Annotated in this window: 18 protein-coding genes and 1 pseudogene; 4 read left to right on the top strand and 15 right to left on the bottom strand. The window is 62.6% G+C overall.

Features of this window, described 5'->3' with window-relative positions:
* Positions 1-4 precede the first annotated feature (4 nt).
* Both G3T16_RS22110 and G3T16_RS22105 read right to left on the bottom strand, forming a co-directional pair.
* Positions 5-1,339, bottom strand: a complete 1,335-nt coding sequence (locus tag G3T16_RS22110; RefSeq protein WP_232059133.1) for a DUF6537 domain-containing protein — start codon at positions 1,337-1,339, stop codon at positions 5-7.
* A complete protein-coding gene (locus G3T16_RS22105) occupies positions 1,270-3,516 on the bottom strand; it encodes an indolepyruvate ferredoxin oxidoreductase family protein (protein ID WP_232059132.1) in 2,247 nt (748 codons plus the stop codon). Before G3T16_RS22105 ends, G3T16_RS22110 begins: the two co-directional genes overlap by 70 nt.
* A 394-nt stretch (positions 3,517-3,910) precedes the next feature.
* Here G3T16_RS22105 and G3T16_RS16670 point away from each other — a divergent pair, with 394 nt between their 5' ends.
* A complete protein-coding gene (locus G3T16_RS16670) occupies positions 3,911-4,384 on the top strand; it encodes an Lrp/AsnC family transcriptional regulator (protein WP_163496217.1) in 474 nt (157 codons plus the stop codon).
* A 334-nt stretch (positions 4,385-4,718) separates the two neighbouring features.
* Here G3T16_RS16670 and paaE read toward each other — a convergent pair whose 3' ends face one another.
* The 8 genes from paaE to paaZ all read right to left on the bottom strand — a co-directional run bounded on the left by paaE (position 4,719) and on the right by paaZ (position 12,993).
* Entirely contained in the window at positions 4,719-6,371 is a 1,653-nt protein-coding gene (paaE, locus tag G3T16_RS16665) for a 1,2-phenylacetyl-CoA epoxidase subunit PaaE (protein ID WP_232059131.1), read from the bottom strand.
* A 7-nt stretch (positions 6,372-6,378) separates the two neighbouring features.
* On the bottom strand, positions 6,379-7,146 hold the full coding sequence (gene paaC / locus G3T16_RS16655) for a 1,2-phenylacetyl-CoA epoxidase subunit PaaC (protein ID WP_163496215.1): 768 nt from the start codon (positions 7,144-7,146) through the stop codon (positions 6,379-6,381).
* A 10-nt stretch (positions 7,147-7,156) separates the two neighbouring features.
* Entirely contained in the window at positions 7,157-7,441 is a 285-nt protein-coding gene (gene paaB / locus G3T16_RS16650) for a 1,2-phenylacetyl-CoA epoxidase subunit PaaB (protein WP_163496214.1), read from the bottom strand.
* Between the two features lie 17 nt (positions 7,442-7,458).
* A complete protein-coding gene (gene paaA / locus G3T16_RS16645) occupies positions 7,459-8,427 on the bottom strand; it encodes a 1,2-phenylacetyl-CoA epoxidase subunit PaaA (RefSeq protein WP_197911709.1) in 969 nt (322 codons plus the stop codon).
* 27 nt (positions 8,428-8,454) lie between these two features.
* On the bottom strand, positions 8,455-9,657 hold the full coding sequence (gene pcaF / locus G3T16_RS16640) for a 3-oxoadipyl-CoA thiolase (protein WP_163496213.1): 1,203 nt from the start codon (positions 9,655-9,657) through the stop codon (positions 8,455-8,457).
* Complete coding sequence (gene paaI / locus G3T16_RS16635) at positions 9,657-10,142, bottom strand: hydroxyphenylacetyl-CoA thioesterase PaaI (RefSeq protein WP_163496212.1); 486 nt, start codon at positions 10,140-10,142, stop codon at positions 9,657-9,659. The genes pcaF and paaI overlap by 1 nt, the downstream gene beginning before the upstream one ends.
* The gene (gene paaG / locus G3T16_RS16630) at positions 10,142-10,840 is read right to left on the bottom strand and encodes a 2-(1,2-epoxy-1,2-dihydrophenyl)acetyl-CoA isomerase PaaG (protein ID WP_232059130.1); all 699 of its coding nucleotides are present in this window, start codon (positions 10,838-10,840) and stop codon (positions 10,142-10,144) included. Before paaG ends, paaI begins: the two co-directional genes overlap by 1 nt.
* Before the next feature lie 110 nt (positions 10,841-10,950).
* The gene (gene paaZ, locus G3T16_RS16625; protein WP_163496211.1) at positions 10,951-12,993 is read right to left on the bottom strand and encodes a phenylacetic acid degradation bifunctional protein PaaZ; all 2,043 of its coding nucleotides are present in this window, start codon (positions 12,991-12,993) and stop codon (positions 10,951-10,953) included.
* 229 nt (positions 12,994-13,222) lie between these two features.
* On the opposite strand from paaZ, the gene G3T16_RS22865 reads away from it, so the two are divergent.
* Positions 13,223-13,582, top strand: coding sequence for an enoyl-CoA hydratase-related protein (locus G3T16_RS22865; protein WP_332102837.1), 360 nt, complete (start codon positions 13,223-13,225; stop codon positions 13,580-13,582).
* A complete protein-coding gene (locus tag G3T16_RS16620) occupies positions 13,519-15,243 on the top strand; it encodes a 3-hydroxyacyl-CoA dehydrogenase NAD-binding domain-containing protein (RefSeq protein WP_332102836.1) in 1,725 nt (574 codons plus the stop codon). The genes G3T16_RS22865 and G3T16_RS16620 overlap by 64 nt, the downstream gene beginning before the upstream one ends.
* Positions 15,244-15,390: 147 nt before the next feature.
* On the opposite strand, the pseudogene paaK reads toward G3T16_RS16620, so the two are convergent.
* Positions 15,391-16,581, bottom strand: a pseudogene (paaK, locus tag G3T16_RS16615) (phenylacetate--CoA ligase PaaK); the annotation flags it as partial.
* 220 nt (positions 16,582-16,801) lie between these two features.
* On the opposite strand from paaK, the gene paaX reads away from it, so the two are divergent.
* On the top strand, positions 16,802-17,746 hold the full coding sequence (paaX, locus tag G3T16_RS16610) for a phenylacetic acid degradation operon negative regulatory protein PaaX (RefSeq protein ID WP_163496210.1): 945 nt from the start codon (positions 16,802-16,804) through the stop codon (positions 17,744-17,746).
* A gap of 29 nt (positions 17,747-17,775) precedes the next feature.
* On the opposite strand, the gene G3T16_RS16605 is transcribed toward paaX, so the two are convergent.
* From G3T16_RS16605 to G3T16_RS16590, 4 genes are all read right to left on the bottom strand, one after another.
* Complete coding sequence (locus G3T16_RS16605) at positions 17,776-19,236, bottom strand: NADH:flavin oxidoreductase (RefSeq protein ID WP_163496209.1); 1,461 nt, start codon at positions 19,234-19,236, stop codon at positions 17,776-17,778.
* 72 nt (positions 19,237-19,308) lie between these two features.
* A complete protein-coding gene (locus tag G3T16_RS16600) occupies positions 19,309-21,483 on the bottom strand; it encodes a CehA/McbA family metallohydrolase (protein ID WP_163496208.1) in 2,175 nt (724 codons plus the stop codon).
* The gene (locus G3T16_RS16595) at positions 21,473-22,795 is read right to left on the bottom strand and encodes an amidohydrolase (RefSeq protein ID WP_163496207.1); all 1,323 of its coding nucleotides are present in this window, start codon (positions 22,793-22,795) and stop codon (positions 21,473-21,475) included. The genes G3T16_RS16600 and G3T16_RS16595 overlap by 11 nt, the downstream gene beginning before the upstream one ends.
* Positions 22,696-23,208 carry an amidohydrolase family protein gene (locus tag G3T16_RS16590; protein ID WP_163496206.1) on the bottom strand — a complete coding sequence of 171 codons (513 nt, stop codon included), beginning with the start codon at positions 23,206-23,208 and terminating at the stop codon, positions 22,696-22,698. Before G3T16_RS16590 ends, G3T16_RS16595 begins: the two co-directional genes overlap by 100 nt.
* Between the last annotated feature and the right edge of the window lie 34 nt (positions 23,209-23,242).

Raw genomic sequence — 23,242 nt, 5'->3', positions numbered from 1 at the left:
CTGGTCAGGACGCCTGCTGCAGCTGGACGATATCGTCGGGGTGGTGGAAGCGGTGCAGCAGGTTCTCGCGTTGCTGGCGGTATTGTGCCACCGACTTTGACTTCACCGGGCCGTAACCGCGCACCTGGTCCGGCAGTTCGGCGCACTCGGTGGCGACACCGTGGTTGGCGCGGGAAAGATCCGCCAACAGTTCCTCGACCAGGGCCCGGTAGTCCTGGATCAGGGCCCGCTCCTCGCGCCGATCGGGCAGGCGGCCGAACGGGTCCAGCCAGCTGCCGCGCAGGCCCTTGAATCGTGCCAGCAACCCGAAAGCGCGCAGCATCCATGGGCCGAAAGTGGTCTTACGGGGCCGGCCCTGTTCATCCAGGCCGCGATTGAAGATCGGTGGCGCAAGGTGAATCTCAAGCCGGTAGTCGCCGGCAAAGGTGGTCGCCAGTTTGTCGCGGAACTCGCCGTCGCTGTACAGGCGCGCGACCTCGTACTCGTCCTTGTAGGCCATCAGCTTGTACAGGTTCTTCGCTACCGCCTCTGTCAGCGCGGTGGCGCCGGGCTTGACCGCCTGCTCCCGCTCCCGCACCCGGGCCACGAATTCCCGGTAGCGGGCAGCGTAGGCCTGGTTCTGATACTGCACCAGCAGGCCGGAGCGGTGCTCGACAATATCGTCCAGCGACGGCGGCAGGCTGATGACATCCAGCAGGCCGGCCACACTGGCCACATAGTCGTAATCCCGGGCCGCGATCCGGCCCCAGCTGAATGCGCGCAGATTCTCCTTCACATTGACGCCATTGAGCTCAATGGCCCGCTCCAGGGCCTCGTGGCTCACCGGCACCAGCCCCTGTTGCCAGGCGTGGCCCAGCAGGAATACATTGGAATAGACCGTATTGCCAAGGATGCGCTCCATGATCTCATTGGCTTCCACCGTGTGCAGCCGGTCGCTGCCCACAGCACCGGCCAGCGCGCCTATGCGCTCCTGCATGCGAATATCCGCGTTGCGATTGCGCACGAACTGGCCGCTGGGCACCTCGCTGTGGTTGACCAGCACCCGGGTCCGGTCCTTCGCCAGCACCCGCAGCGAACGCGGGTCGGTGCCGACCACGATGTCACAGGCGACCACGGCGTCGGCGCAGCCGTCAGCGATGCGTACCTGGTTGAGGCTGGCCGGACTGCGGCCCAGCCGGATATGGCTGATTACCGCGCCGCCCTTCTGGGCAAATCCGGTAAAGTCCAGCACACTCGCGCCCTTGCCCTCCAGGTGCGCAGCCATTGTAATCAGCGCGCCCACGGTAACCACCCCGGTGCCGCCAATGCCGGCCACCAGCAGGTTGAAATTCTGTACCAAATCCGGCATTTCAGGGGGGGCAGCGCCGCCGCACGGCGCTCAAACTCATCGCCAGCCGGGTCCGCCGCCTGCTTTTTCAGCTGGCCGCCGATCACCGACACAAAACTGGGGCAAAATCCCTTCACACAGGAATAGTCCTTGTTGCAGGAAGACTGGTCGATCTTGCGCTTGCGCCCCAGCGCGGTATCCACCGGATAGATTGACAGGCAGTTGGACTGCACGGAGCAGTCTCCACAACCTTCGCACACCGCTTCGTTGATGAATATGCGCTTGGCGGGGTCCGGATAGGCGCCCTTCTTGCGCAGGCGCCGTTTTTCGGCGGCACAGGTCTGATCGTAGATCAGCACCGTGACACCGGCGATGTCCCGCAGCTCTCGCTGCACGGCATCCAGTTCATCCCGGTGGTGAAAGCTGGTGCCATCGGGGAACAGGCGCTTGTCGGTGTATTTCTCCGGCTCGTCACTAAGTATTGCGATCCGCTGTACCCCCTCGGAACGCACCTGGTTGGCGATGCCGGGGACCGTGATGGTGCCGTCCACCGGCTGGCCGCCGGTCATCGCCACCGCGTCATTGAACAGGATTTTGTAGGTGATATTGGTGTTGGCCGCCACCGCCTGGCGTATCGCCATATAACCGGAGTGGAAATAAGTGCCCTCCCCGAGGTTCTGGAAGATGTGCTGGTTGCCGATAAAGCGGGATTTGCCCACCCAGTTGACACCCTCCCCGCCCATCTGGATCAGCGACTCGGTGTCGCGGTCCATCCAGGAGGCCATGAAATGGCAGCCGATGCCGGCCAGCGCCTTGCTGCCCTCGGGCACCCGGGTGGAGGTATTGTGGGGACAGCCGGCACAGAAATAGGGAGTGCGCTTGACGTCGGTGGGGACCGCCACAGCCACCTGCCGCGCCTGCAGCGCTGCCAACTGCTCGTCAAAGCGCACTTCTGGATATTCATGGGTGATGCGAGCCGCAACAATCGGCGCCAACAGGCCGGGACTGAGCTCGCCCACCCAGGGGATCAGTGGCCGGCCCTCCTCGTCGTACTTGCCCACCATGCGGCTGGGCTTGTCACTCTGGTAGTCGTACAGCGCCTCTTTCAGCTCGCTCTCGATGATGCCGCGCTTTTCCTCTACCACCAGCACCTCGTCCTTGCCCCGCAGGAAGGCGCGCGCGCCGCGGGTTTCCAGCGGCCACACCATGCCCACTTTGTAGATGTCTATGCCCAGCTGCCGGGCCCGCTGTTCGTCGATGCCCAGCAGCCGCAGCGCCTCCATCAGGTCCAGGTGACCCTTGCCGGTGGTGATGATGCCGAAGCGGGCGTCGGGAATATTGTAGATCGCGCGATCGATGGGATTGGCCCGGGCGAAGGCCCGCACCGCCTCCAGCTTGGCCACCATGCGTCCCTCCACCTGCGGCCCTGGCAGGTCCGGCCAACGGTAGTGCAGGCCGTATTCCGGAGCCTCATAATCGGCAGGCGCAGTGAACTCGCGGGCATCGGCCAGGTCCACCGAGGCGGCGCTTTCCACGGTTTCCGAAATCGCCTTGAAGCCCACCCAGGTGCCGGAAAAGCGCGACAGCGCAAAACCGTAGAGGCCGTATTCGATATATTCCGCCACCGTCGCCGGGTTCAGGGTCGGCATAAAGTAGGCCATGAAGGCCACATCGGACTGATGCGACATGCTGGAGGAGACGCAGCCGTGGTCGTCACCGGCGATCACCAGCACCCCGCCATGGGGGGAGCTGCCGTAGGCATTGCCGTGCTTGAGCGCATCACCGGAGCGGTCAACCCCGGGCCCCTTGCCGTACCAAATGGAAAATACCCCATCCACCTCGCGCCCCGGATCGGTCTCCACCTGCTGGGTTCCCAGGATCGCGGTAGCCGCCAGGTCCTCGTTGATGGCCGGCAGGAACTGGATGTCCTGTTCTTTCAGGAACCGGCCCGCCCGCCACAGTTCCTGGTCATAGCCGCCCAGCGGCGAACCGCGATAGCCGGCAATGAAGCCCGCAGTATTCAGCCCCCGGCGCCGATCCAGCTCCCGCTGCAGCATCGGCAGCCGCACCAGCGCCTGGGTACCGGTCAGGAATACTCGCCCGCTCTCGCGCAGATAGCGGTCGTTGAGCTCGTATTGGTCCAGGGGGTGGCAACAGCAGTTTGCGGGGTCATGGCAGGGTTCCGGCACAGAGAATATCTCTTCACTTTAGACCCTATTTCGCGAAATGTGCTTCCTTTTTCTTAGCCTGAAATGGCATTCAGGTGAATTTTATTCCACAATTAGAGTCATTATAGAAATATCCATTACTCTTTCATATTCTCACAGAGTATTTGGCTATGAGTGGCGAGTTTTCGGTCGCAGGTTGGCACTCCGACCGCCGAGCCATCGACCGGGGGCGGTATTCAAGACACGCCGTGAACCCGTCCCTGGGGGCTCGGATGCGACATCCATGTCGCATACGGTCTTGAATACCGCCCCCGGCCGATGGCTCTACCTTGGTAGCCAGCCTATTGTCTCTACCCTGGTAACCAACCTGTGGGACAGCAGTGAGAAATAACCACCACCTACAAGGCGAACAGCAATGGACCGTACCGATATCAGAATTCTGCAGGCCCTGCAGGCCGACGGCCGCCTCAGCAACCAGCGGCTGGCGGAGGTCGCCGGCATTTCGCCGGCGGCCTGCTGGCGCCGGGTGCGGGCGCTGGAGGAGAGTGGCGTCATTTCCGGCTATGCAGCGCTGCTGGACCGCACACGGGTCAAGCTCAACCTCTGCGCCTTTATCCATATCACGCTGGCGCGCCATGTGCGCGAGAGCACCGCGCCGTTCGAAGAGGCCATCCGGCAGCGGCCGGAGGTGATGGAGTGTTTTGTCACCACCGGGGACGCGGATTTCATCCTGCGGGTGGTGACCCAAAGCATCGAGTCCTTCGACCGCTTCCTGGAGGAGTTCCTGTTCTCGATACCGCAGATCTCGCAGATCAAGTCCAATATCGCGCTGCGGGAAGTGAAACTGGACACTGCACTGCCGCTCGACCAGGGGATGGCTGAGCGTTAGATCTGTACGGTCGGCCTGCAATGGCCATTAGTCAGTTAGAGATGCACAAAAATAGTTAGAAACTAGTCGGTTGCCCAAAATTGTCTATCGGCGAATGACACTTACTATGGCTCACTCCGGTGGCAGGTCGACGTCCTGGTAGGGGTGCTTTCGAGACCGTATGCGACATGGATGTCGCATCCGAGCCCCCATGGATGGGTTTACGGCGTGTCTCGAAAGCACCCCTTCCAGGATGTTGACCGGGCTACGGAGCCCCAAAAATCTAAAGTCAGTTCCGTTCGATTATGAGTCGTTCCTGCGCCCCTCTAAAAGTGCCTATTTTCGGCAACGCTTACTACTGGTCGAAGTCGACCACCACGCTGTCGCTGACCGGGTGGGCCTGGCAGGTGAGAATGTAACCCTGCTCGATCTCGCCCGGCTCCAGACCGTGGGTGATGTCCATGTCGACCTCACCCTCCACCAGTTTCGCCTTGCAGGTGGAACACACGCCGTTCTTGCAGGAATAGGGCAGATCCAACCCCTGGCCGATACCGGCATCGAGGACATTCTCGCCGTCGGCGCCCAGCTCAAAGTCGATCCGGCGGCCGTCGCGAATCACCGCGACGCGGCTGAGCCGGCCGCCGTATTCCCTGGCGCGGGCATGGTGTTTCTCGATCACCTGGCGGGCGTCGTCGGCGGAGCTGGCAAACAGTTCGTAGTGGATATGGGCCTCGTCGACACCGGTGCTCCGCAGGCCGCGGGAGACCTCAGAGATCATCGATTCTGGGCCGCAAATGAAATATTCGTCGTAGCTGCCCAGTTGGATCAGGCATCGGTTCAGTTCCGCGCCCTTGCGATTGTTCAGGCGGCCATTCAACACCTCGGCGCCCTGGTCTTCCCGGCTGAGGATGTTGACCCAGTGAAACCGGGACAGGTAGCGGTTTTTCAGGAAGCTCAATGCCTCCCGGAACATCATCGTCGCGGTGCGCTGATTGCCGTACAGCAGGGTGACACGGCTGTGGGGCTCGGTCTCCAGGATTGACCTGATATTGGAGATGACCGGCGTGATACCGCTGCCAGATGCGATAAACAGGTAATTGCCCTCCCGTTGTGGATCGAGTGGGACGTGGAACGTCCCCTGTGGCGGCATCACCTCCAGCGACGTACCGGGGCTCAGCGAATCGTTGGCGAAGTTGGAGAAAACTCCGCCTTCCACCCGCTTGATCGCGATCTGCGGCTGCGGATCATTGATGCCCGAGCAGATGGAATAGGAGCGCCGCACCGGCTCCCCGTCCACCATGGCCTGCAATGTGAGATATTGGCCCGGCTGATAGCGGAAGGCATCTCGCAACTCGGCCGGCACGGCCAGGCTGACCTTGATGGCCTTGTCGGTTTCCGGCTCGACAGCGGCGACGGTGAGCGGATAGAACTGGGTAGCAGCAGCCATAATATCTCTGTTCCTAAATCGGCTTGAAATGATCGAATGGTTCCCCGCAGGCGCGGCACTGGTACAGCGCCTTGCAGGCGGTGGAGCCGAATTCGCTGACCGGGCGCACTTCAGCGGAACCGCAATGGGGCAGCGGATATCCACCGCTTCGCCGGCGCAACCCGGTCCGGGCGGCGCGATGCCGTAGGCCCGCAGTTTTTCCTGTGCCGCCGGGGTCATCCAGGCAGTGGACCAGGCCGGCGACAGCCGGGTCCTGATCTCGTGTTGCGGATAACCGGCAGCGGTCAGGGCCAGGCCGATGTCCTCGGTCATTACTGTCATCGCCGGACAGCCCGAGTAGGTGGGTGTGATCGTGACGACCACGGTGCCGTCGCGCAGCTCGATATCCTGCAGTACACCCAATTCCCACAAACTGATCACCGGAATCTCCGGATCGGTGACCTCATCCAGCAAGTCCCACAGGGCTGGTACCGGAGAGAGGGCCCGGCGCTCTCGGCGCTCGTGCTCTTCCGCCGGCAGCAGCGGAATATGCTCCTTGTCTCCGCCGCTGGCAGTCATCATGCAGGGCTCACCAGGACAGGCCGGGGTAGGCACGCTGCACGAACTGCAGCTCGCTGAGCAAATGCCCCAGCGACTCGGTATGGATACCATTGCGCCCACCGCGCACTGCCCACTCCGCGGTGGGCAGTGCCAGGGTCGCTTCCGCGAGCGTGGCCCGTACTGAGCGTTCCCAGGCCGGCTGCAGCGCAGCGCAGTCGACGGCTATGCCGGCCTCTGCCAGCTCCTGTTCCAGCGCGTCCATATCGAACAGCTCATGAGTGTAGCCCCACAATTGCTCCAGTGCCTTCTGCATCCGCTCGTGACTCTCCGGGGTGCCATCGCCCAGTCGCAGCATCCAGTCGTGACTGCGGCGCAGATGATAGCGGGACTCCTTGACGCTCTTGGCCGCGATGGCGGCCAGGGTGGCATCTGCGGACTGCTGCAACTGTTGCATGAAGGCCAGCGTGTACTCGTCCAGCAGATACTGCCGGGCCATGGTGAAGGCGAAGTCCCCGATCGGTAGCTCGTGCAGCAACAGATTGCGGAACTCGCGGCAGTCGCGCTGGTAGGCCAGTGTATCTTCGGTACAGTCACCGCCGGTCAGTTCCGCGGCGTAGCCGTAGAACATGCGGGCGCGGCCGATGAAATCCAGCGCGACATTGGTCAGCGCCAGGTCTTCTTCAAGAAACGGCCCGTTGCTGCACCACTCCGACAAACGGTGGCCCAGAATCAAGGCGTCGTCACCCAGGCGTACTGCATATTGCCGGGTTGCTTGCTGCGTATCGCTAGCAGTCATTGGTTCCACCTCACATGCTGTTGACTTCGTCAGGCAACTCATAGTGCGTTGCATGACGGTAGGGTTTGTCATCGAGCGGATCGTAGAAACTCTCGCAGTCGCCCTCCTGGGAGGCGACAATATCCGAGGAGTTCACCACCCAGATACTGACTCCCTCACTGCGACGGGTATAGACATCGCGCGCGTACTCCAGCGCCTGTGCCGGATCCTCCGCGTGCAGGCTGCCCACATGCTTGTGATCCAGCCCGCGGCGGGAGCGGATAAAGACTTCGTACAGTTTCATGTGTTCCGACATGGATTGCTTCCCTCCGTCTACGCAGCTGCGCTGGCTGCGCGCTCGCGTTGCTTGGCCTCATGGGCGGTAATGGCGTCACGCACCCACTGCCCCTCTTCGTGCGCCCGGATGTGGTGAGCCAGACGCTGCCGGTTGCACATGCCATCACCATTGATGACCCGGGTGAATTCCTCCCAGTCGATTTCACCGAAATCGTAGTGGCCGCGCTCCTCGTTCCATTTCAGATCCGGATCGGGAATCGTCAGCCCGATCACTTCCGCCTGCTTGACAGACTGGTCGACAAATTTCTGCCGCAGCTCATCGTTGCTCTGGCGCTTGATCTTCCATTTCATCGACTGCGCCGAGTGCGCGGATTCAGCGTCGTGGGGGCCGAACATCATCAGTGACGGCCACCAGAACCGGTCCAGTGCATCCTGGGCCATGGCCTTCTGTTCGGCACTGCCGCGGGCCAGGGTCATCATGATGTGGTAGCCCTGCCGCTGGTGAAAGCTCTCCTCCTTGCAGATTCGTACCATACCGCGGGAATAGGGCCCGTAGGAGGTGCGCTGCAGGGAGACCTGGTTGACAATCGCCGCACCGTCGACCAGCCAGCCAATCGCGCCCATGTCGGCCCAGGTCAGGGATGGGTAGTTGAAGATCGACGCGTATTTGGCCTTGCCGGAATGCAGGCCTTCGATCAACTCCTCCCGGGTGATGCCCAGGGTTTCGGCGGCGCTGTACAGATACAGGCCGTGGCCACCCTCATCCTGGACCTTGGCCAGCAACACACACTTGCGGTGCAGGGTTGGGGCCCGGGTAATCCAGTTGCCCTCGGGCTGCATGCCGATCACTTCCGAGTGCGCATGTTGGGAGATCTGGCGGATCAGGTTCTGCCGGTATTTTTCCGGCATCCAGTCCTTCGGCTCGATTTTTTCCTCGGCGTCGATCCGGGTCTGGAACAGGGTTTCCTGCTGTGCTGCGTCGGGTTGTGACATGGTGCTGCTCATCGCTGCTCTCCTGTTGCCAATCGTTCTCTACACACGTTCAATCACCAGCGCGATGCCCTGCCCCACGCCGATACACATGGTGCACAGGGCGTAGCGGCCATCGCGCCGCTGCAGTTCATACATCGCGGTGGTGACCAGGCGGGCGCCACTCATGCCCAGCGGGTGGCCCAGCGCGATCGCGCCGCCGTTGGGGTTGACCCGGGACTCGTCATCGGCCAGCCCCAGCCCCCGCAATACTGCCAGCCCCTGCGCGGCAAAAGCCTCGTTCAGTTCTATCAGGTCCATGTCTGCCAGCGTCAGGCTGGCCAGCGCCAGTACTTTCTGTGTCGCCGCCACCGGCCCGTAGCCCATGATGCGCGGCTCCAGGCCGCTGCTGGCCATTGCCACCACCCGTGCCCGGGGCGTCAGGCCCTGGGCGTCCGCTGCGGCTGCCGAGGCCAGCACCAGCGCGCAGGCACCATCGTTGACGCCCGAGGCATTGCCCGCGGTAACGGTGCCGTTGTCGCGAAACGGTGTCGGCAGCTTTGCCAGCGCCTCCAGAGAGGTCGCCCGCGGATGTTCGTCGACGCTGACCAGCAGCGGGTCGCCCTTGCGCTGCGGGATGCTGACCGGCACCAACTCGGCGTCGAAGCGGCCCGCCTCCTGGGCCGCCTGGGTACGCTGCTGGCTGCGCAGCGCAAAGGCATCCTGCGCCTCGCGCTCTATACCGAAATCCCGGGCCACGTTCTCCGCAGTTTCCGGCATCGAATCGATACCATACTGTTGCTGCATCAGCTTGTTGACGAAACGCCAGCCAATGGTGGTGTCGTACATCTGCGCGTCGCGGCTGAAGGCAGTGGCAGCCTTGGCGACCACAAACGGGGCCCGCGACATGGACTCCACGCCGCCGGCAATGGCCAGTTGCGCCTCGCCACACTTGATCGCGCGCGCGGCGGAGCCGATCGCATCCATGCCCGAGCCACACAGGCGATTGACGGTCACGCCCGGCACCGTCGCCGGCAGACCCGCCAGCAGCGCACTCATGCGCGCGACATTGCGATTGTCTTCCCCCGCCTGATTGGCGCAGCCGTACCAGACGTCGTCGACCTGATCCCAGGCCACTCCCGGATTGCGCTGCTGCAGCGCCCGCAGCGGGATCGCTCCCAGATCATCCGCGCGTACCGCGGACAGAGCACCACCGTAGCGGCCGATAGGGGTACGCACTGCATCACAGATAAAAGCGTCTTGCATTAAACCGGTTCTCCCGTTGCTGGCCCGGCCGTCTGATCGACATCGCCGGAGTTTGCTGTTGCGACCAGCTGGCCGCCGATACGGTGGGAATTGCCGCGAAACAGCGCGATTACGTCCCCCTGCTGATTGCTGACCTCAACATCGTAGAGGCCGGTGCGCCCGCGCTGGATCACCTGCCGGGCACGGGCAGTCAGCGTCTCGCCGAGCCGCGCCGGCGCCAGAAACTCGATCCGCGCGCCGGCAGCTACCGTGTTGAAATTTTCACTGTTGCAGGCGTAGGCGAAACTGCTGTCCGCCAGCGCAAAGATGAAGCCACCGTGACAGATCGCGTGGCCGTTGACCATGTCGTCCCGCACTGTCATCGACATGACCGCACCGCCCGCCGTGATCTCCTGCAGTTCGATGCCGTGAGCCTGACAGGCTTTGTCGCCCACCCACAGCGCCGCGCCGCAGGCCTGTGCCAATTGCTGCTTCCCGGCTTCCACTACTCGCCCCGATACTGCGGCTTGCGTTTTTCCAGAAAGGCGGCCACGCCCTCCCGATAATCGCTGGTCTTGCCGGCTGCGCGCATCAGCTCCTTTTCCAGTTCGAGCTGCGCATCCAGGGAGTTGCTGGCGGAGGCCGCCAGCGCCTGCTTGGTAAATGCGAAGCCGCGGGTGGGCTGGGTGGCCAGCTGTTCGGCAAGGCCGAGCGCGTGCTCCTGCAACTGCTCATCGTCAACCACTTCCCAGATCATGCCCCAGGCCAGGGCCTGCTCTGCTGACACTTTTGGTCCCAGCATCGCCAGCCCACGGGCCCTGGCCATGCCCACCAGCCGGGGCAGAATCCAGGTGCCGCCGGAATCGGGAATCACACCGAGCTTGCAAAACGATTCGATAAAGCTGGCCGAGCGGGCCGCGATCACCAGGTCGCAGGCCAGTGCGATATTGGCACCGGCGCCGGCCGCCACGCCATTGACCGCACAAATTACGGGTTTCTCCATGCCTGTGATCAGCCGGATCAACGGATTGTAGTACTGCTCCACCGAAGCGCCCAGATCGGGGGCTTCGTCGCCGGAGGCGACCGCGCGGTCGTTGAGATCCTGACCCGCACAGAAGCCACGTCCGTTACCGGTGAGCAGCACGGCCCGCACCGCCTTGTCCCCGGCGGCCTGGGTCAGCGCCTCGTTGACCTCAGCGTGCATCGCCGCGGTAAAACTGTTCAGCGCCTGGGGCGGTCCAGCGTCAGCCGGGCCACGCCGCGCTCGATGACAAACTCTATGTTCTGATATGACATGGACAAGGCTCTCCCGGCTCAGGCTTCGCGGCGTTCAACAAGCGTCATGATATCGTAAACTGCCACCGCTTCGTCCGCCTGGTTGGTCACTTCGATGGCCCAGACCACCACACCGTTGGGTTTTTCGTCTCCGCGTGGCTTTTTCTTGATCTTCTTCTTCACTGTCAGGCGGGTACGGATGGTATCACCGGGTGCCACGGGCTCGATAAAGCGCAGATTTTCCAGACCGTAGTTGGCAATGACCGGGCCCGGCGCCGGATCGACGAACATGCCGGCCGCCGCCGAAATCACGAAATAGCCATGCGCCACCCGCTTGCCGAAAAAGGAATCCTTCGCCGCGATCTCGTCAAAGTGGGCGTAGAAATGATCGCCACTGATACAGCCGAAGTTGACGATATCGGCCTCGGTCACGGTACGCCGGTGAGTGAGCAGGGTTTCGCCGATCTGCAGCTCCTCGAAATACTTCTTGAAAGGATGGACCGCGTCGCTGTAGCCACGGGCGCCCGGATGGTATTCCGAGGTGATGGCCATCAGGGTGGTCGGCGAACCCTGCAGCGCGGTGCGCTGCATATAGTGTTTGACCGCGCGGATACCACCCAGCTCCTCACCGCCACCAGCGCGCCCGGGACCGCCGTGCACCAGCGGTGCCAGCGGCGAGCCGTGGCCAGTGGATTCCGCCGCGCAGTCGCGGTTGATGATCAGCATGCGGCCGTGCCAGGGCGCGGTGGCCAGAATGACCCGGCGCGCCTCCTGATCGTCGTGGGTAAACAGTGAACCCACCAGACTGCCCTTGCCCAGGCGCGCGATGGCCACCGCGTCGTCGATGCTGGTGTAGGGCATCAGGGTACTGACGGGGCCAAAGGCCTCGACTTCGTGTACCAGTGATTGGTTGAGGGGGTCGTCGCAACGCAGCAAGGTGGCGGGAAAAAACGCGCCGCTGCTGTTGTCCGTGCCAGTGAGCGCAAATTCCTCGCCGCCGCCGTAGATGATCTCGCACTCCTGGGCCAGGCGCTGGACATTGGCGCGCACGTCGCGGGCCTGGTCCCGGCCCACCAATGGCCCCATGCGCACACCCTCAGCTGCCGGGTCCCCAAGCACCGCCTTGTCCAGCCGCGCCTGCAGCGCCTCGCTGACCGCCGCAAGTTTGTCCGCGGGCACTATCGCGCGCCGGATCGCGGTGCACTTCTGCCCCGCCTTGACCGTCATCTCGCGCGCCACCTCCTTCACGAACAGCTCGAACTCAGGGTCTTCCGGCTGTACCGTCTGGCCGAGGATGGCGCAGTTCAGTGAATCCGCCTCCATCGTAAAGGGCACCGAGTTGGCGACGATGTTCGGGTGCGAGCGCAGTTTGCGACCGGTGCTGGCGGAGCCGGTAAAGGTCACCACGTCCTGTTCTTCGAGCTGGTCCAGCAGGTCGCCCACCGAACCACAGATCAACTGGATGGACCCCTCCGGGAAAAAGCCACCGGCGATCATCTCCCGGACCACGGCCTCGGTCAGGTAGGCGGTCGGCGTCGCCGGCTTCACGATCACGGGTACGCCCGCTGCCAGGCTTGGGGCGATTTTTTCCAGCATCCCCCAACAGGGAAAGTTGAAGGCGTTGATATGCACCGATACGCCGGGCTTGGAGCTAAGGATGTGACGGCCGACAAAGCTGCCATTCTTGGACAGACGCTCCATTTCGCCCTCCACCATGACCACATCGTTGGGCAGTTCGCGGTTGACCAGGCTGGCATAGGTAAACACCGTGCCGATACCGCCCTCGATATCCACCCAGCCGTCGGCGCGGGTGGCGCCGGTGCTGGCCGACAGTGCGTAAAAGTCTTCCTTGTGGGCCATCAGGTGCTTGGCCATGTCCTTGAGCGCGGCCGCGCGCTGGTGGAAAGTCATCGCCCGCAGGGCCGGGCCGCCGGTGTCGCGGCCGTGCCGTACGACTGCGGCAAAATCGATGCCCTCGCTGCTGACTTCGCACAGGGGTGCGCCAGTGACCGCATTGTGTACCACAACAGGCTCACCGGTACCGTCCCGCCACTGACCAGTCACATAACTCTGCAGCCTCATAGAACCTCTCTTCTGTCATCCGGATGAATTCGAATGTACCATATAGGTGCATTCGCAATTTCATTTATGATACACAAACCAATCGCACTGTAAAGGTTTATGTAACACTTTGTAGGCAGGAAGGAACAGCCTTTCCAGGCAGCCCAAGACAGGGAGAACCCATGAACGAAAACGTTGTGAGCTACCAGCTGGAACAGGGGCTGGGCCTCATCCAGATCGACAACCCCCGGTGAATGCGCTGTCCCACGCGCTGCGGGCAGGGTTGATGAGTGTCCTGCAGCAGGCAGGCGAGGACGACAGCCAGTTGCTGCTGATCCTGTGCCGGGGCCGTACTTTTATCGCCGGTGCCGACATCACCGAGTTCGGCAAGCCGCCACAGGCACCCAGCCTGCCAGAGCTGATTGCCGCCCTGGAGCAGTTTTCCAAGCCGGTGGCGGTGGCACTGCACGGCACCGCGCTGGGTGGCGGGCTGGAACTGGCACTGGCAGCCCACTACCGTGCGGCCCTGCCGGCACCCGCCTGGGATTGCCCGAAGTCAAGCTGGGCCTGCTGCCAGGCGCGGGCGGCACCCAGCGCCTGCCCCGCCTGATCGGGGTCGAGCAGGCACTGGCGATGATGAGCAGCGGTAACCCGATTGCCGCCGACCAGGCACTGCAACTGGGCCTGGTGGACCGCTTGCTGGAAGGCGAGCTGCCCGAAGCGGCGATCAGCTGGGCCCGGGAACTGCTGGCGAAGGGAGCACCGGTGCGCCCCACCGGCCAGCTCCCGGTGGCCCCTCCCGCCGCCGCGGACTTCTTCACCAGCCACCGCCAGAAAAACGCGCGCAAGACCCGGGGCCAACTGGCGCCGGGTTATATCGCGGAACTGGTCGAACTGGCACTGACCGCGTCGATCGAGGAAGGCCAGGCAAAGGAACGGGAACGCTTCGTCGAGTGCCTGAATTCCCCGCAGTCCGCCGCGCTGCGCCATGTGTTTTTCGCCGAGCGGGCCACCACCAAACTGCCGGACATTCCGGCCGACACGCCCCGCCGCCCGATCGAGCGGGTCGCGATCATCGGCGCCGGCACCATGGGCGGCGGCATCGCCATGTGCTTTGCCAATGCCGGCATTCCGGTGACGCTGGTGGAGACCAGCGACGAATACCTGAGCAACGGCATCGCCCGGATCGAACAGAACTACGCCACCTCGGTGAAGCGGGGCCGTTTCAGCGAGCAGCAGGTCGCGAACTACCGCGCCAACATCAGTGGCACTATCGATTATGCGGACATCGCCGATGTTGATCTGGTGATCGAGGCGGTGTTCGAAAACATGGAGGTAAAGCAGCAGGTATTCCGCAAGCTCGATGCCAGCTGCAAGCCCGGCTGTATTCTTGCCACCAACACCTCCTATCTCGATGTCGACGCAATTGCCGCGATCACCGGCCGGCCCGAAGATGTAATCGGCGCGCACTTCTTCAGCCCTGCCAATGTGATGAAATTGCTGGAAGTGGTGCGAGGCGCCAGGACCGCACCCGACGTGGTACAGACATTCATGCAGCTGGCCAGGAAAATCGGCAAGGTTCCGGTCGCAGTGGGCGTCTGCCACGGCTTTGTCGGCAACCGCATGCTCAAGGCCTATGCCCGCCAGGCGCAGCTGCTGCTGTTGGAAGGCGCCACGCCACAGCAGATCGATGGTGCAATGGAGGACTGGGGCATGGCAATGGGGCCACTGGCTGTGGGCGACCTGGCGGGACTGGACATCGGCTACCGCTCGCGGCGCGATCAGGGCATCGAGCCGCGCTCGCTGATGGAATTCGCTCTCGCCGACACGCTGGTGGAAATGGAACGCCTGGGGCAGAAGTCAGGAGCAGGCTATTATCGCTATGATCCCCAGACCCGGGCTCGCGAGGCCGACCCGGAGGTGGCGGCGCTGAGCGAACAGATTGCCGCCCAGTGGCAGGTTTCCCGGCGCGAGATCGACAACGGGGAAATTGTCGATAGACTGGTGCTGGCGCTGGTCAACGAGGGCGCCGCACTGCTGGCGGAAGGAATCGCCGCCCGACCCAGTGATGTCGACGTGGTCTATCTCAATGGCTATGGTTTCCCGGCCTGGCGCGGCGGCCCGATGTTCTACGCGGACAGCCTGGGCTTGCCGGTAGTAGTGCAGCGGTTGCGGGAACTGAAACTGTTGACCGGCGATGATTGCTGGGAGCCAGCGCCGCTGCTGCTTCGGCTGGCGCAGGACGACAGCAGTTTCGGAGCGTTGAACTAGGGCTTTAGTACTGCTGGCGGGGGAGGCTTTCGCCGCCCCGCTACCGCCGCTTGTCAAATACCCGTTTGGCCTTGCCCTCGGAACGCGGTATGACCCGGGGGCATGGGGCCGCACGGTGGTGGAAATCCCGATCATCGACTTGATCCGATGCTGCAGTGCGCCGGCAGCCAGTTGCATGTCCGCGGCGGAGGTTTCCACCACCATCTCCACATGCACTTCCATGGTATCCAGGTGTCCGTCCTTGTTGACCTCGATGAAGTAGTGAGGCGACAAGCCGGGCACCGCCAGCAACTGCTCCTCCACCTGGGTGGGAAACACATTGACCCCGCGAATGATCAGCATGTCATCGCTGCGGCCGGTGATTTTTGCCATCCGGCGCATGCTGCGGGCAGAGCCTGGCAACAGCCGGGTCAGGTCGCGGGTGCGATACCGTATCATCGGCATCGCCTCCTTCGTCAGGCTGGTGAAGACCAGTTCGCCCTCCTCCCCGTCAGGCAGGACTTCGCCGGTTTCCGGGTCGATGATCTCGGGGTAGAAATGGTCCTCCCAAATGGTGGGACCATCCTTGCTCTCCAGACATTCCTGCGCCACGCCGGGCCCCATCACCTCGGACAGGCCATAGATGTCGACTGCATCCAGGTTCAGGCGCTGCTCCATTTCCCGGCGCATGGCATCGGTCCAGGGTTCGGCGCCGAAGATACCCACCCGCAGGGAGAGCTTGCGGGTATCCACCTGCTGGCGGTCCATCTCATCGGCTATATTCATCATGTAACTCGGTGTCACCATGATGATGTCCGGGTCAAAATCACGAATCAACTGCACCTGCTTCTCTGTCTGGCCACCGGACATCGGGATCACGGTACAGCCCAGGCGTTCAGCCCCATAATGCGCGCCCAGCCCGCCAGTGAACAGGCCATAACCGTAGGATACATGCACCTTGTCCGAGGCTCTTCCCCCCGCGGCGCGGATCGAACGGGCCACCACGTCAGACCAGACTTCAATGTCGCCCCGGGTGTAGCCCACCACCGTCGGCTTGCCGGTGGTACCACTGGAGGCATGGATACGCACCACCTGTTCCATCGGCACTGCAAACATGCCGAACGGGTAATTGTCGCGCAAATCATCCTTGGTGGTGAAAGGGAACCGCGCCAGGTCCGCCAGCGAGTGCAGGTCGTCCGGATGCACACCACGCTCGTCGAACTTGGCCCGGTAGACCGGTGAGTTGGCATAGGCATGCCGCAGGCTCTTTTGCAACCGCTCCAGTTGCAAGCTGCGCAACTCGTCAAGACTGGCGGTTTCGATCGGATGCAGCGGATCCAGGCAGGGTTCGGTGCTCATGGCGACTCCAGAGTGGTCGTTGAATTGATAGCAATTCCAGGGGATGGCAGTGTTTTAATATAATACAATTTACACCAACATCTCAATATTTTTGTATCATAAATTGCCCATCACACAAAGGAAAGGGCAGCTTGCGCGACATGTTATCCTGTCGCGGCTGAGGTAGTATTCCGTCTGGCCCCAATGGGCACCACCATCACCCTGTCGGGGAGGAATCCATTTGTCAAAACCCGCCGCGCTCCGGCGCCTGCTGACCCGCTTTCTGGCCCGCAAACCCATGCGCAGTACCTCGCTGATCATCACCCTGTTCGGCGATGTGGTCTCCCAGCACGGTCATACCATCTGGCTGGGCAGTCTGGTACAGGCACTGGCTCCGCTGGGAGTCAATGAGCGCCTGGTGCGGACTTCGGTATTCCGGCTGGTGAAGGAAGGTTGGCTGGAGGCGGAGCGGGTCGGGCGACGCAGCTACTACCGTTTCAGCACTCACGGCAATGCCGAGTACGAGCGCGCGGCCCGCCGTATCTATGCCACCGAGGACACCTCCTGGGAGGGACACTGGCAAATCCTGGTGCCGCTGGCCATTCCCGACCGGGATCGGGAGGACTTCCGCCGCAGCCTGGGCTGGCAGGGCTTTCGCAACATTGCCAATGGCACCTTTGCCAAGCCGGGGGCCGGGGGCCGCGCCCTGCGCGAGACCCTGGAAGAATTCGACGCCAGCGACAAGGTCATGGTATTCGATGCCACCAGTTCCAGGCTGGCCTCGCCCCAATTGCTGCGCAAAATGGTGCACGAATGCTGGCAACTGGAGCAGACGGCCGCCGCCTACCGGGCGTTTCTGGGTGACTTCAAGCCCCTGTACAAATGGCTGCAACAGGAGCAGACGCTCACCCCGGAGACCGCCTTCATCATTCGCACCCTGCTGATCCATGACTACCGCAGAGTACTGCTGCATGACACACCGCTGCCGGAGGAATTGCTGCCTCCCGGCTGGCCCGGCGCCGAGGCCCAGGCACTGACCGGAGCCATGTACAAGACCCTGGCGCAGCCCTCGATGCACCATATCACCAGTACCCTGAAGGCGGGCAACGGCCCCATGCCTGCCGCCGGCAAGGGTTTTGCAGCACGCTTTCCAGGTTTCGGGCCGATACCGACATCCGGCACATAAGTGACACCGCAGGACTGGATGAAGTGCTCTCAGCCTTCTCCCGGCGACCAGAGCGGCGCCAGCAGCCGGCGTTTGCCATCGTGGCTTTTGGCAATACCGGGTTCGTCCAGGTCGAGCCGGTCCCACAGCTCGCAGGTCACCTGTTTGTGCTTCTGGTCAAGGCCCTCGCAGTAGTTACTGTAGCGGCAGATGATCACCTCCGGACCATAACCGGTGCGCACTTTCTCGAACCAGTCCGGGTCCGCCAGTGCCTGGCGGGCAAAACCTATGATATCGGCCTGTCCCTGCTGCAATATCTGTTCGGCCTTGTTGAAGCTGAAAATCCCCCCTGCCACCACCACCGGCGTCTGTTGATTGGCGCTACGCAGAGCCTCGCGGATGGCGGCGACCGGCTCGATATTGCGGCCGAATGGACCCTGTGGATCGGAGATATAGCCGGGCATGCACTCATAGCCACTCCTGCCGGTGTAGGGATAGGCTGCCCAACCCACCTTGGGCTGTTTGGCATCGTCGAACTTGCCACCGCGGGACAGCGACAGGAAGTCCATCCCCGCCTCGGCAAAGCGGGAGGCAAAAAAGCAGGCGTCATCGACCCGGTTGCCGTCGTCGATGATTTCGTCGCTGAGGAAGCGACAGCCGACGGCAAAATCCGCTCCGGTAGCGTCCCGCACCGCCCGATAGACCTCCAGCGGCAACCGTATCCGCTGTTCCCGCCCGCCACCGTAGCCATCGTCGCGGGTGTTGGTGGGCGACAGGAAGGAGGCCATCGTGTAGGCGTGGGCATAATGCAGCTCCACGCCGTCAAAGCCCGCCGCCTCTGCACGGGCCGCGGCGCTGGAGAACAGTTCTGGCAGGGTTTGCGGCAATTCGGCGATCGCGGGGATATGGGTATCAGTGACACGCTCGCGGTAGCCCTGTTGCATATCCTCCCACTCCTTGGCGGACAACAGCTGCTGCAGCTCTTCGGGCGCCAGTTCCAGCAGCCGGTTCCGCACGGCTTCTTCACTGGACTTCGCCATGTCCAATGCGGCGCGATGCCTGTCTTCAATCTGCAGGAAGCGCCGCAGGTATTTTTCGGGGTCGGGACGACGGCGAATGGTCAGGAAATCAATCAGCTGGATAAACAACCGGGTGCGGCCCTCGCTGGCTTCGCGCACCACCTCCGCCAATTGTTTCAGTCCGGGAATACAGCGGTCATCGCCGATCCGCAGCAGCGGCCCGCTGGGAATATCGCGAATGCCGGTGGCTTCGACCACGATCACCCCGGGCTTGCCCAGGGCAAAGCGCCGGTACCACTGCAGCACGTCCTCGGTGACCTCGCCCGCCTCGTTCGAGCGCCAGGGCACCATGGCCGGCACCCAGGTGCGCTGCTCCAGTGTTACCGGGCCGACCTGCAGGGGTGAAAACAGCAGGCTGTCGCGGGCTTCGGAGCGGCTGGGCCAGTCCTCTTCAACGGCGGTGTACTTGATTCGCTGCGGTGGTTTCCACATAGCCTGTGCCTCGCATTCGGAACAAACATTTTAAACATAAAATATCTGTTCCGCAAAGGCCCTGGCGGCAAGTTACTGCCCGATCAGCCTGTCGTACTCGCGCAATGCCTCGGCGATGGCCCTGCGCAACTGCGGTTGGGCGCGGTCCCAGGCAGCGTGCACCTCAGTCTCGACATCGTGACGCTCCCATTCCTCGGCGAGGTCTGGCGTCGAGTCGCGGAACTCCAGCAGCAGCTCACGGTACTTCTGCGCCAACGGCCCGCGCTGCTCGGGATCCGAAAAATCCCGGTTGCCATCGACGAACACATACAGTGGCGCAGAATGCAGCAATGCCCCGCTGCGGCCATAGGCGCGCACGGCAAACCAACCCGAGCTTACGGCGTTCCAAGCATGATCGATCGCCAGCTCGGTGATACCGTCGCCCCGGGCCTCGGCCCGGGCGACGACCTCTCCCTGCCTCACCAGTTCAACACGGTCCATGGTATCGAAATCCGGGTTGACGGATACGCTGGCACTGACTTTCAGCGTCTCATTCTGCTTGACGGCGAATTCACTGCTGCGGGTATCGCCATTCACCGACAGCTCCAGGGTCATCCAGTTGGTGACATAGGAACGCTGCTGGCGCAGGGCATCAAACCAGTCCTGGGCTGAGCGCAGCTCGGGGGTATGGACGTACAGACGCTCAGCGCCCGGAAAACCGATATAGGGATAGTCTGATCCGGCCGCCGGCAGCAGACGATACCCCATATTCAGAAAGTCGTAGAAATACGCGGTATTCATCACCCCGTATTGCATCATTTCGATGAAATCGACCTTGCCCCTGGGCACATCCAGCGCCAGGCCGTAGTGCATATTGAATGCCTCGATCGCGACGTGGGCGTAGCCCCAAAGGCCCCCTTCCTCACGGATCGCGTCGGAAGTGCGATCATAGAAAAAGTATTCTGCCTGCGGCCAGTGAAAGCGCCGGGTATTGAGACCAATACTGTGACCGCGGTGCGAGGTGCGGGGAGATTCCTGGCCGGAGACGAGAAAGTAGTCATCCTCGCGGTGTACGCCCGCTTCACCAAAAGCGTATTGCCTGAAATAGGAGTCATGCAGGTTGCCCATCTGCAGCAGATTCGCTACCCGCAGGTCTTCAGCCCGCATGAAATTGAGAACCCCGGCATTGTCGTTCGCATCTTCACGCCCGATATGAATATGAACATCACCGGAGAGCCAGCCGTCCGCGCGCGGATCGGACCAGCGCGCGAGCTGTACATCAAGCACGGTGCTCTGACCCGGTTCGACCGAGAACGGGCGGCGTACCATGCGATATTCCGGCCCTTTCATTACCACGAGTTCGTAGTCACCGGACGGCAGGGAACCCTTGTAGTCTCCGTCGGCAAAAAACACATAACGCCCATGCTCGGGCCAGCTTGCCGGCACGGCAACGAGCGGCAGGGTGCGGGTATCTTCCGTGTAACGGCGCAACTCCAGGGCCGCATCGGCCACCCGCGGTTGCCAGCCATCCTGCCGATAGATCCCGACCCGCGCAGCAGTGGGCTGGCCTTTCTCGTCCCGCACCCGCAGCTCCACCGAAGCATCGGCAACCGCGGTATTGAGCTCATCGGGAATGTTCAGCGAAATATCGCACAGTACCACCTGGCCACTGCCTTCCGGGTGATGCAGCTGGCTGCCGATTCCCGCAATGCCCAGGTCACTGCCATAGTACTTGCGGTTGGCAAACCGCGCCCTGTCCAGGGTCATCGATACCCGGTGCCAGGGGCTGCTGGTGTCAGCTTCCCCGAAGCTGTGCTCCACCGCATGGGGTACTACCGCGTGGTCCCAGGACAGGACAAAGCCGTCGGTTTGCGGCCGGTAGAACTCCATCTCGACATTGATTGACGCATCGGCATCAAATACCACGTCATCGTCCACATCAAACAGGATGTAGCCACTGCGTATGCAGTCGCGTCCCTCCACTTCAATCATTTCTGCCGCGGGTGTCCAATTGACCACATTGGCTCCGGCGTGAAAATCGAAGTTCAGCGAGAATACCGAGGCTATCGCCGGGTCAGGCTGCCAGGCATGGCTGATCTTTCCCAGCGGCCCTTCGGGATGTCCTGTGGTATGGCCGCGCGCCACATCGGCAGTCGCCACCAGAGTGCAGGCAAGAATGCAGCCATACAGGAAATACATCGGTGTCCGGCCCCGCCTGGCCGTGCTGGTCACCGAACGTGGGCGCAGTGCCAGCTGGTCATTGCTCATAGACCACTCGCCCCTGGAACACGGTTTGCATCACTTCGGTGTCGCTGATCGCGTCAACGGGAATATCGAAAAGCGATTCCTCCAGCACGACAAAATCTGCCGACTGACCGCCCCGAATCATTCCGGTCTGTCCCTCCAGCCTCAGCGCGCGGGCACCGGACTGGGTGAAAATGAGCAGAGCTTCTGCCAGAGTGATCGCCTGGGATTGCCACAACGTGCCGGGATAGCTGTCCTGCGGATGGCGGCGCGTCACTATCGCCTCAATGCCTTCCCAGGGGTTCATGGTCTGAACCCCGGCCGGCCAGTCGGACCCGGCAAGCACAGGAGCTTCCGCATCCAGGAGGTCCCGCACCGGCCAGTAGCGCTCCCCCCTGTCCCCGAGGGCCCCCACAATGGACTCCATGATACCCGAGGGATACCACAGGTAGGGCGACAGGTCTGCCACGACATCCAGTTTCTTGAACCGCGGCAGATCCTGCGGGGCAATATAACCGGCATGCGCCAGTTCGTGCCGCAAGCCGCTGTCACCGTTGGCCTCGCGCACCCGGGCGATCGCATCGAGCGCCACGCGCACGGCACGGTCACCCGCCGTGTGGATCTTGACCGTATAGCCGCGACGATCAAGCTCGAGAATATCGGTAAAAAGCTGTTCGGGACTGATGTGAATCTTGCCGTTGTGGGTCGCCCCTCCCGCAGTGGCGGGCAGGTAGTCCTCCAGCATGGCTGCGGTACGCGATGCGGTCGGCACACCATCCAGGTACAGCTTGACATAGCGGACATCGAGTTCGTCACTGTGATACCGGTCCCGGGCCGCATCCAGCTGCTCATAGTCCAGCGCCGCCCCGTCGCGGCCCCGCGGTGTCGCAATGGCCGCAGCGATATAGGTGCTGGCGCCGCCTGCACGCACCACTGCATCATAAGCCGCCAGTACCTCGGTAGTCGCATTGGCGTCCTTGATGCCCACCACGCCATACCGGTTTGCCACCCGTACAGCTTCGAAGGCACCCGCCTTCAGCTGGTCCGGGGTCCACTCCGGAAGCAGGGCAAAGACATCGTATTTTGCCGCTTCAAACAACAATCCATTGGGTTTATCCGACCCCGGCTCGCGGCCATAGCTGCCCCCGGAAGGATCCGGGGTATCTGCCGTGACGCCGGCGAGTTCCAGCGCCCTGCTGTTGGCCCAGCCGTTGTGATGGCTGTCGTCGCTCAGGACTATCGCCTTGTCGCCAGACACCTCGTCAAGAAAACGCCGCGGTGAGGGTATATCGAAGCGCTCAAAGAAACCGCTGTCCCACTGTCCCCGAGAATCCACACGGCATCGGGATTGTCTGCCACACAGCGGGCGATGGCATCCTGCACATCTGCGGGGCCGGCACTGAAGGGAAACTGGCACTCATACAGATTCGAGGTACCGCCGCGCACGGGGTGCAGATGCGCATCGATCAGGGCCGGCATGACGAAGCGGTTCTCCAGATCTGTTTCGGCATGGCCCTGGCGTAGAAGCTCGCGCGCCCTGGCTTCCGACCCCGCAAACAGATATTTGCCGTCGCGCACCACAAAGGCTTCGACCCAGGGCTGCTGCGGATCCTGGGTATACACCTTGCCATTGGTGAACAACTGATCGGCCGCCCCGGCGCGAGCCGATAATGACAGCAGGATTGCCGCGAACACCGACAGGCGGGTGCCGGTTCCCGGCGCAGGACGCCACGCGAAGATATTGCGCATCTCAGATTGCCCTCATGATCAGTCCTTGCGTATG

This window comes from Kineobactrum salinum (assembly GCF_010669285.1).
Taxonomy (GTDB): Bacteria; Pseudomonadota; Gammaproteobacteria; order Pseudomonadales; family Halieaceae; genus Kineobactrum; species Kineobactrum salinum.
This window is presented reverse-complemented; position numbering and strand designations above follow the sequence as displayed.

Coding starts and splice junctions, on each gene's coding strand:
- G3T16_RS16670 (WP_163496217.1), top strand. CDS start 3,911: ATGGACCGTACCGATATCAGAATTCTGCAGGCCCTGCAGGCCGACGGC.
- paaE (WP_232059131.1), bottom strand. CDS start 6,371: ATGATGACTGCCAGCGGCGGAGACAAGGAGCATATTCCGCTGCTGCCG.
- paaC (WP_163496215.1), bottom strand. CDS start 7,146: ATGACTGCTAGCGATACGCAGCAAGCAACCCGGCAATATGCAGTACGC.
- paaB (WP_163496214.1), bottom strand. CDS start 7,441: ATGTCGGAACACATGAAACTGTACGAAGTCTTTATCCGCTCCCGCCGC.
- paaA (WP_197911709.1), bottom strand. CDS start 8,427: ATGAGCAGCACCATGTCACAACCCGACGCAGCACAGCAGGAAACCCTG.
- pcaF (WP_163496213.1), bottom strand. CDS start 9,657: ATGCAAGACGCTTTTATCTGTGATGCAGTGCGTACCCCTATCGGCCGC.
- paaG (WP_232059130.1), bottom strand. CDS start 10,840: ATGCACGCTGAGGTCAACGAGGCGCTGACCCAGGCCGCCGGGGACAAG.
- paaZ (WP_163496211.1), bottom strand. CDS start 12,993: ATGAGGCTGCAGAGTTATGTGACTGGTCAGTGGCGGGACGGTACCGGT.
- G3T16_RS16605 (WP_163496209.1), bottom strand. CDS start 19,236: ATGTGGAAACCACCGCAGCGAATCAAGTACACCGCCGTTGAAGAGGAC.
- G3T16_RS16600 (WP_163496208.1), bottom strand. CDS start 21,483: ATGAGCAATGACCAGCTGGCACTGCGCCCACGTTCGGTGACCAGCACG.
- G3T16_RS16590 (WP_163496206.1), bottom strand. CDS start 23,208: ATGCGCAATATCTTCGCGTGGCGTCCTGCGCCGGGAACCGGCACCCGC.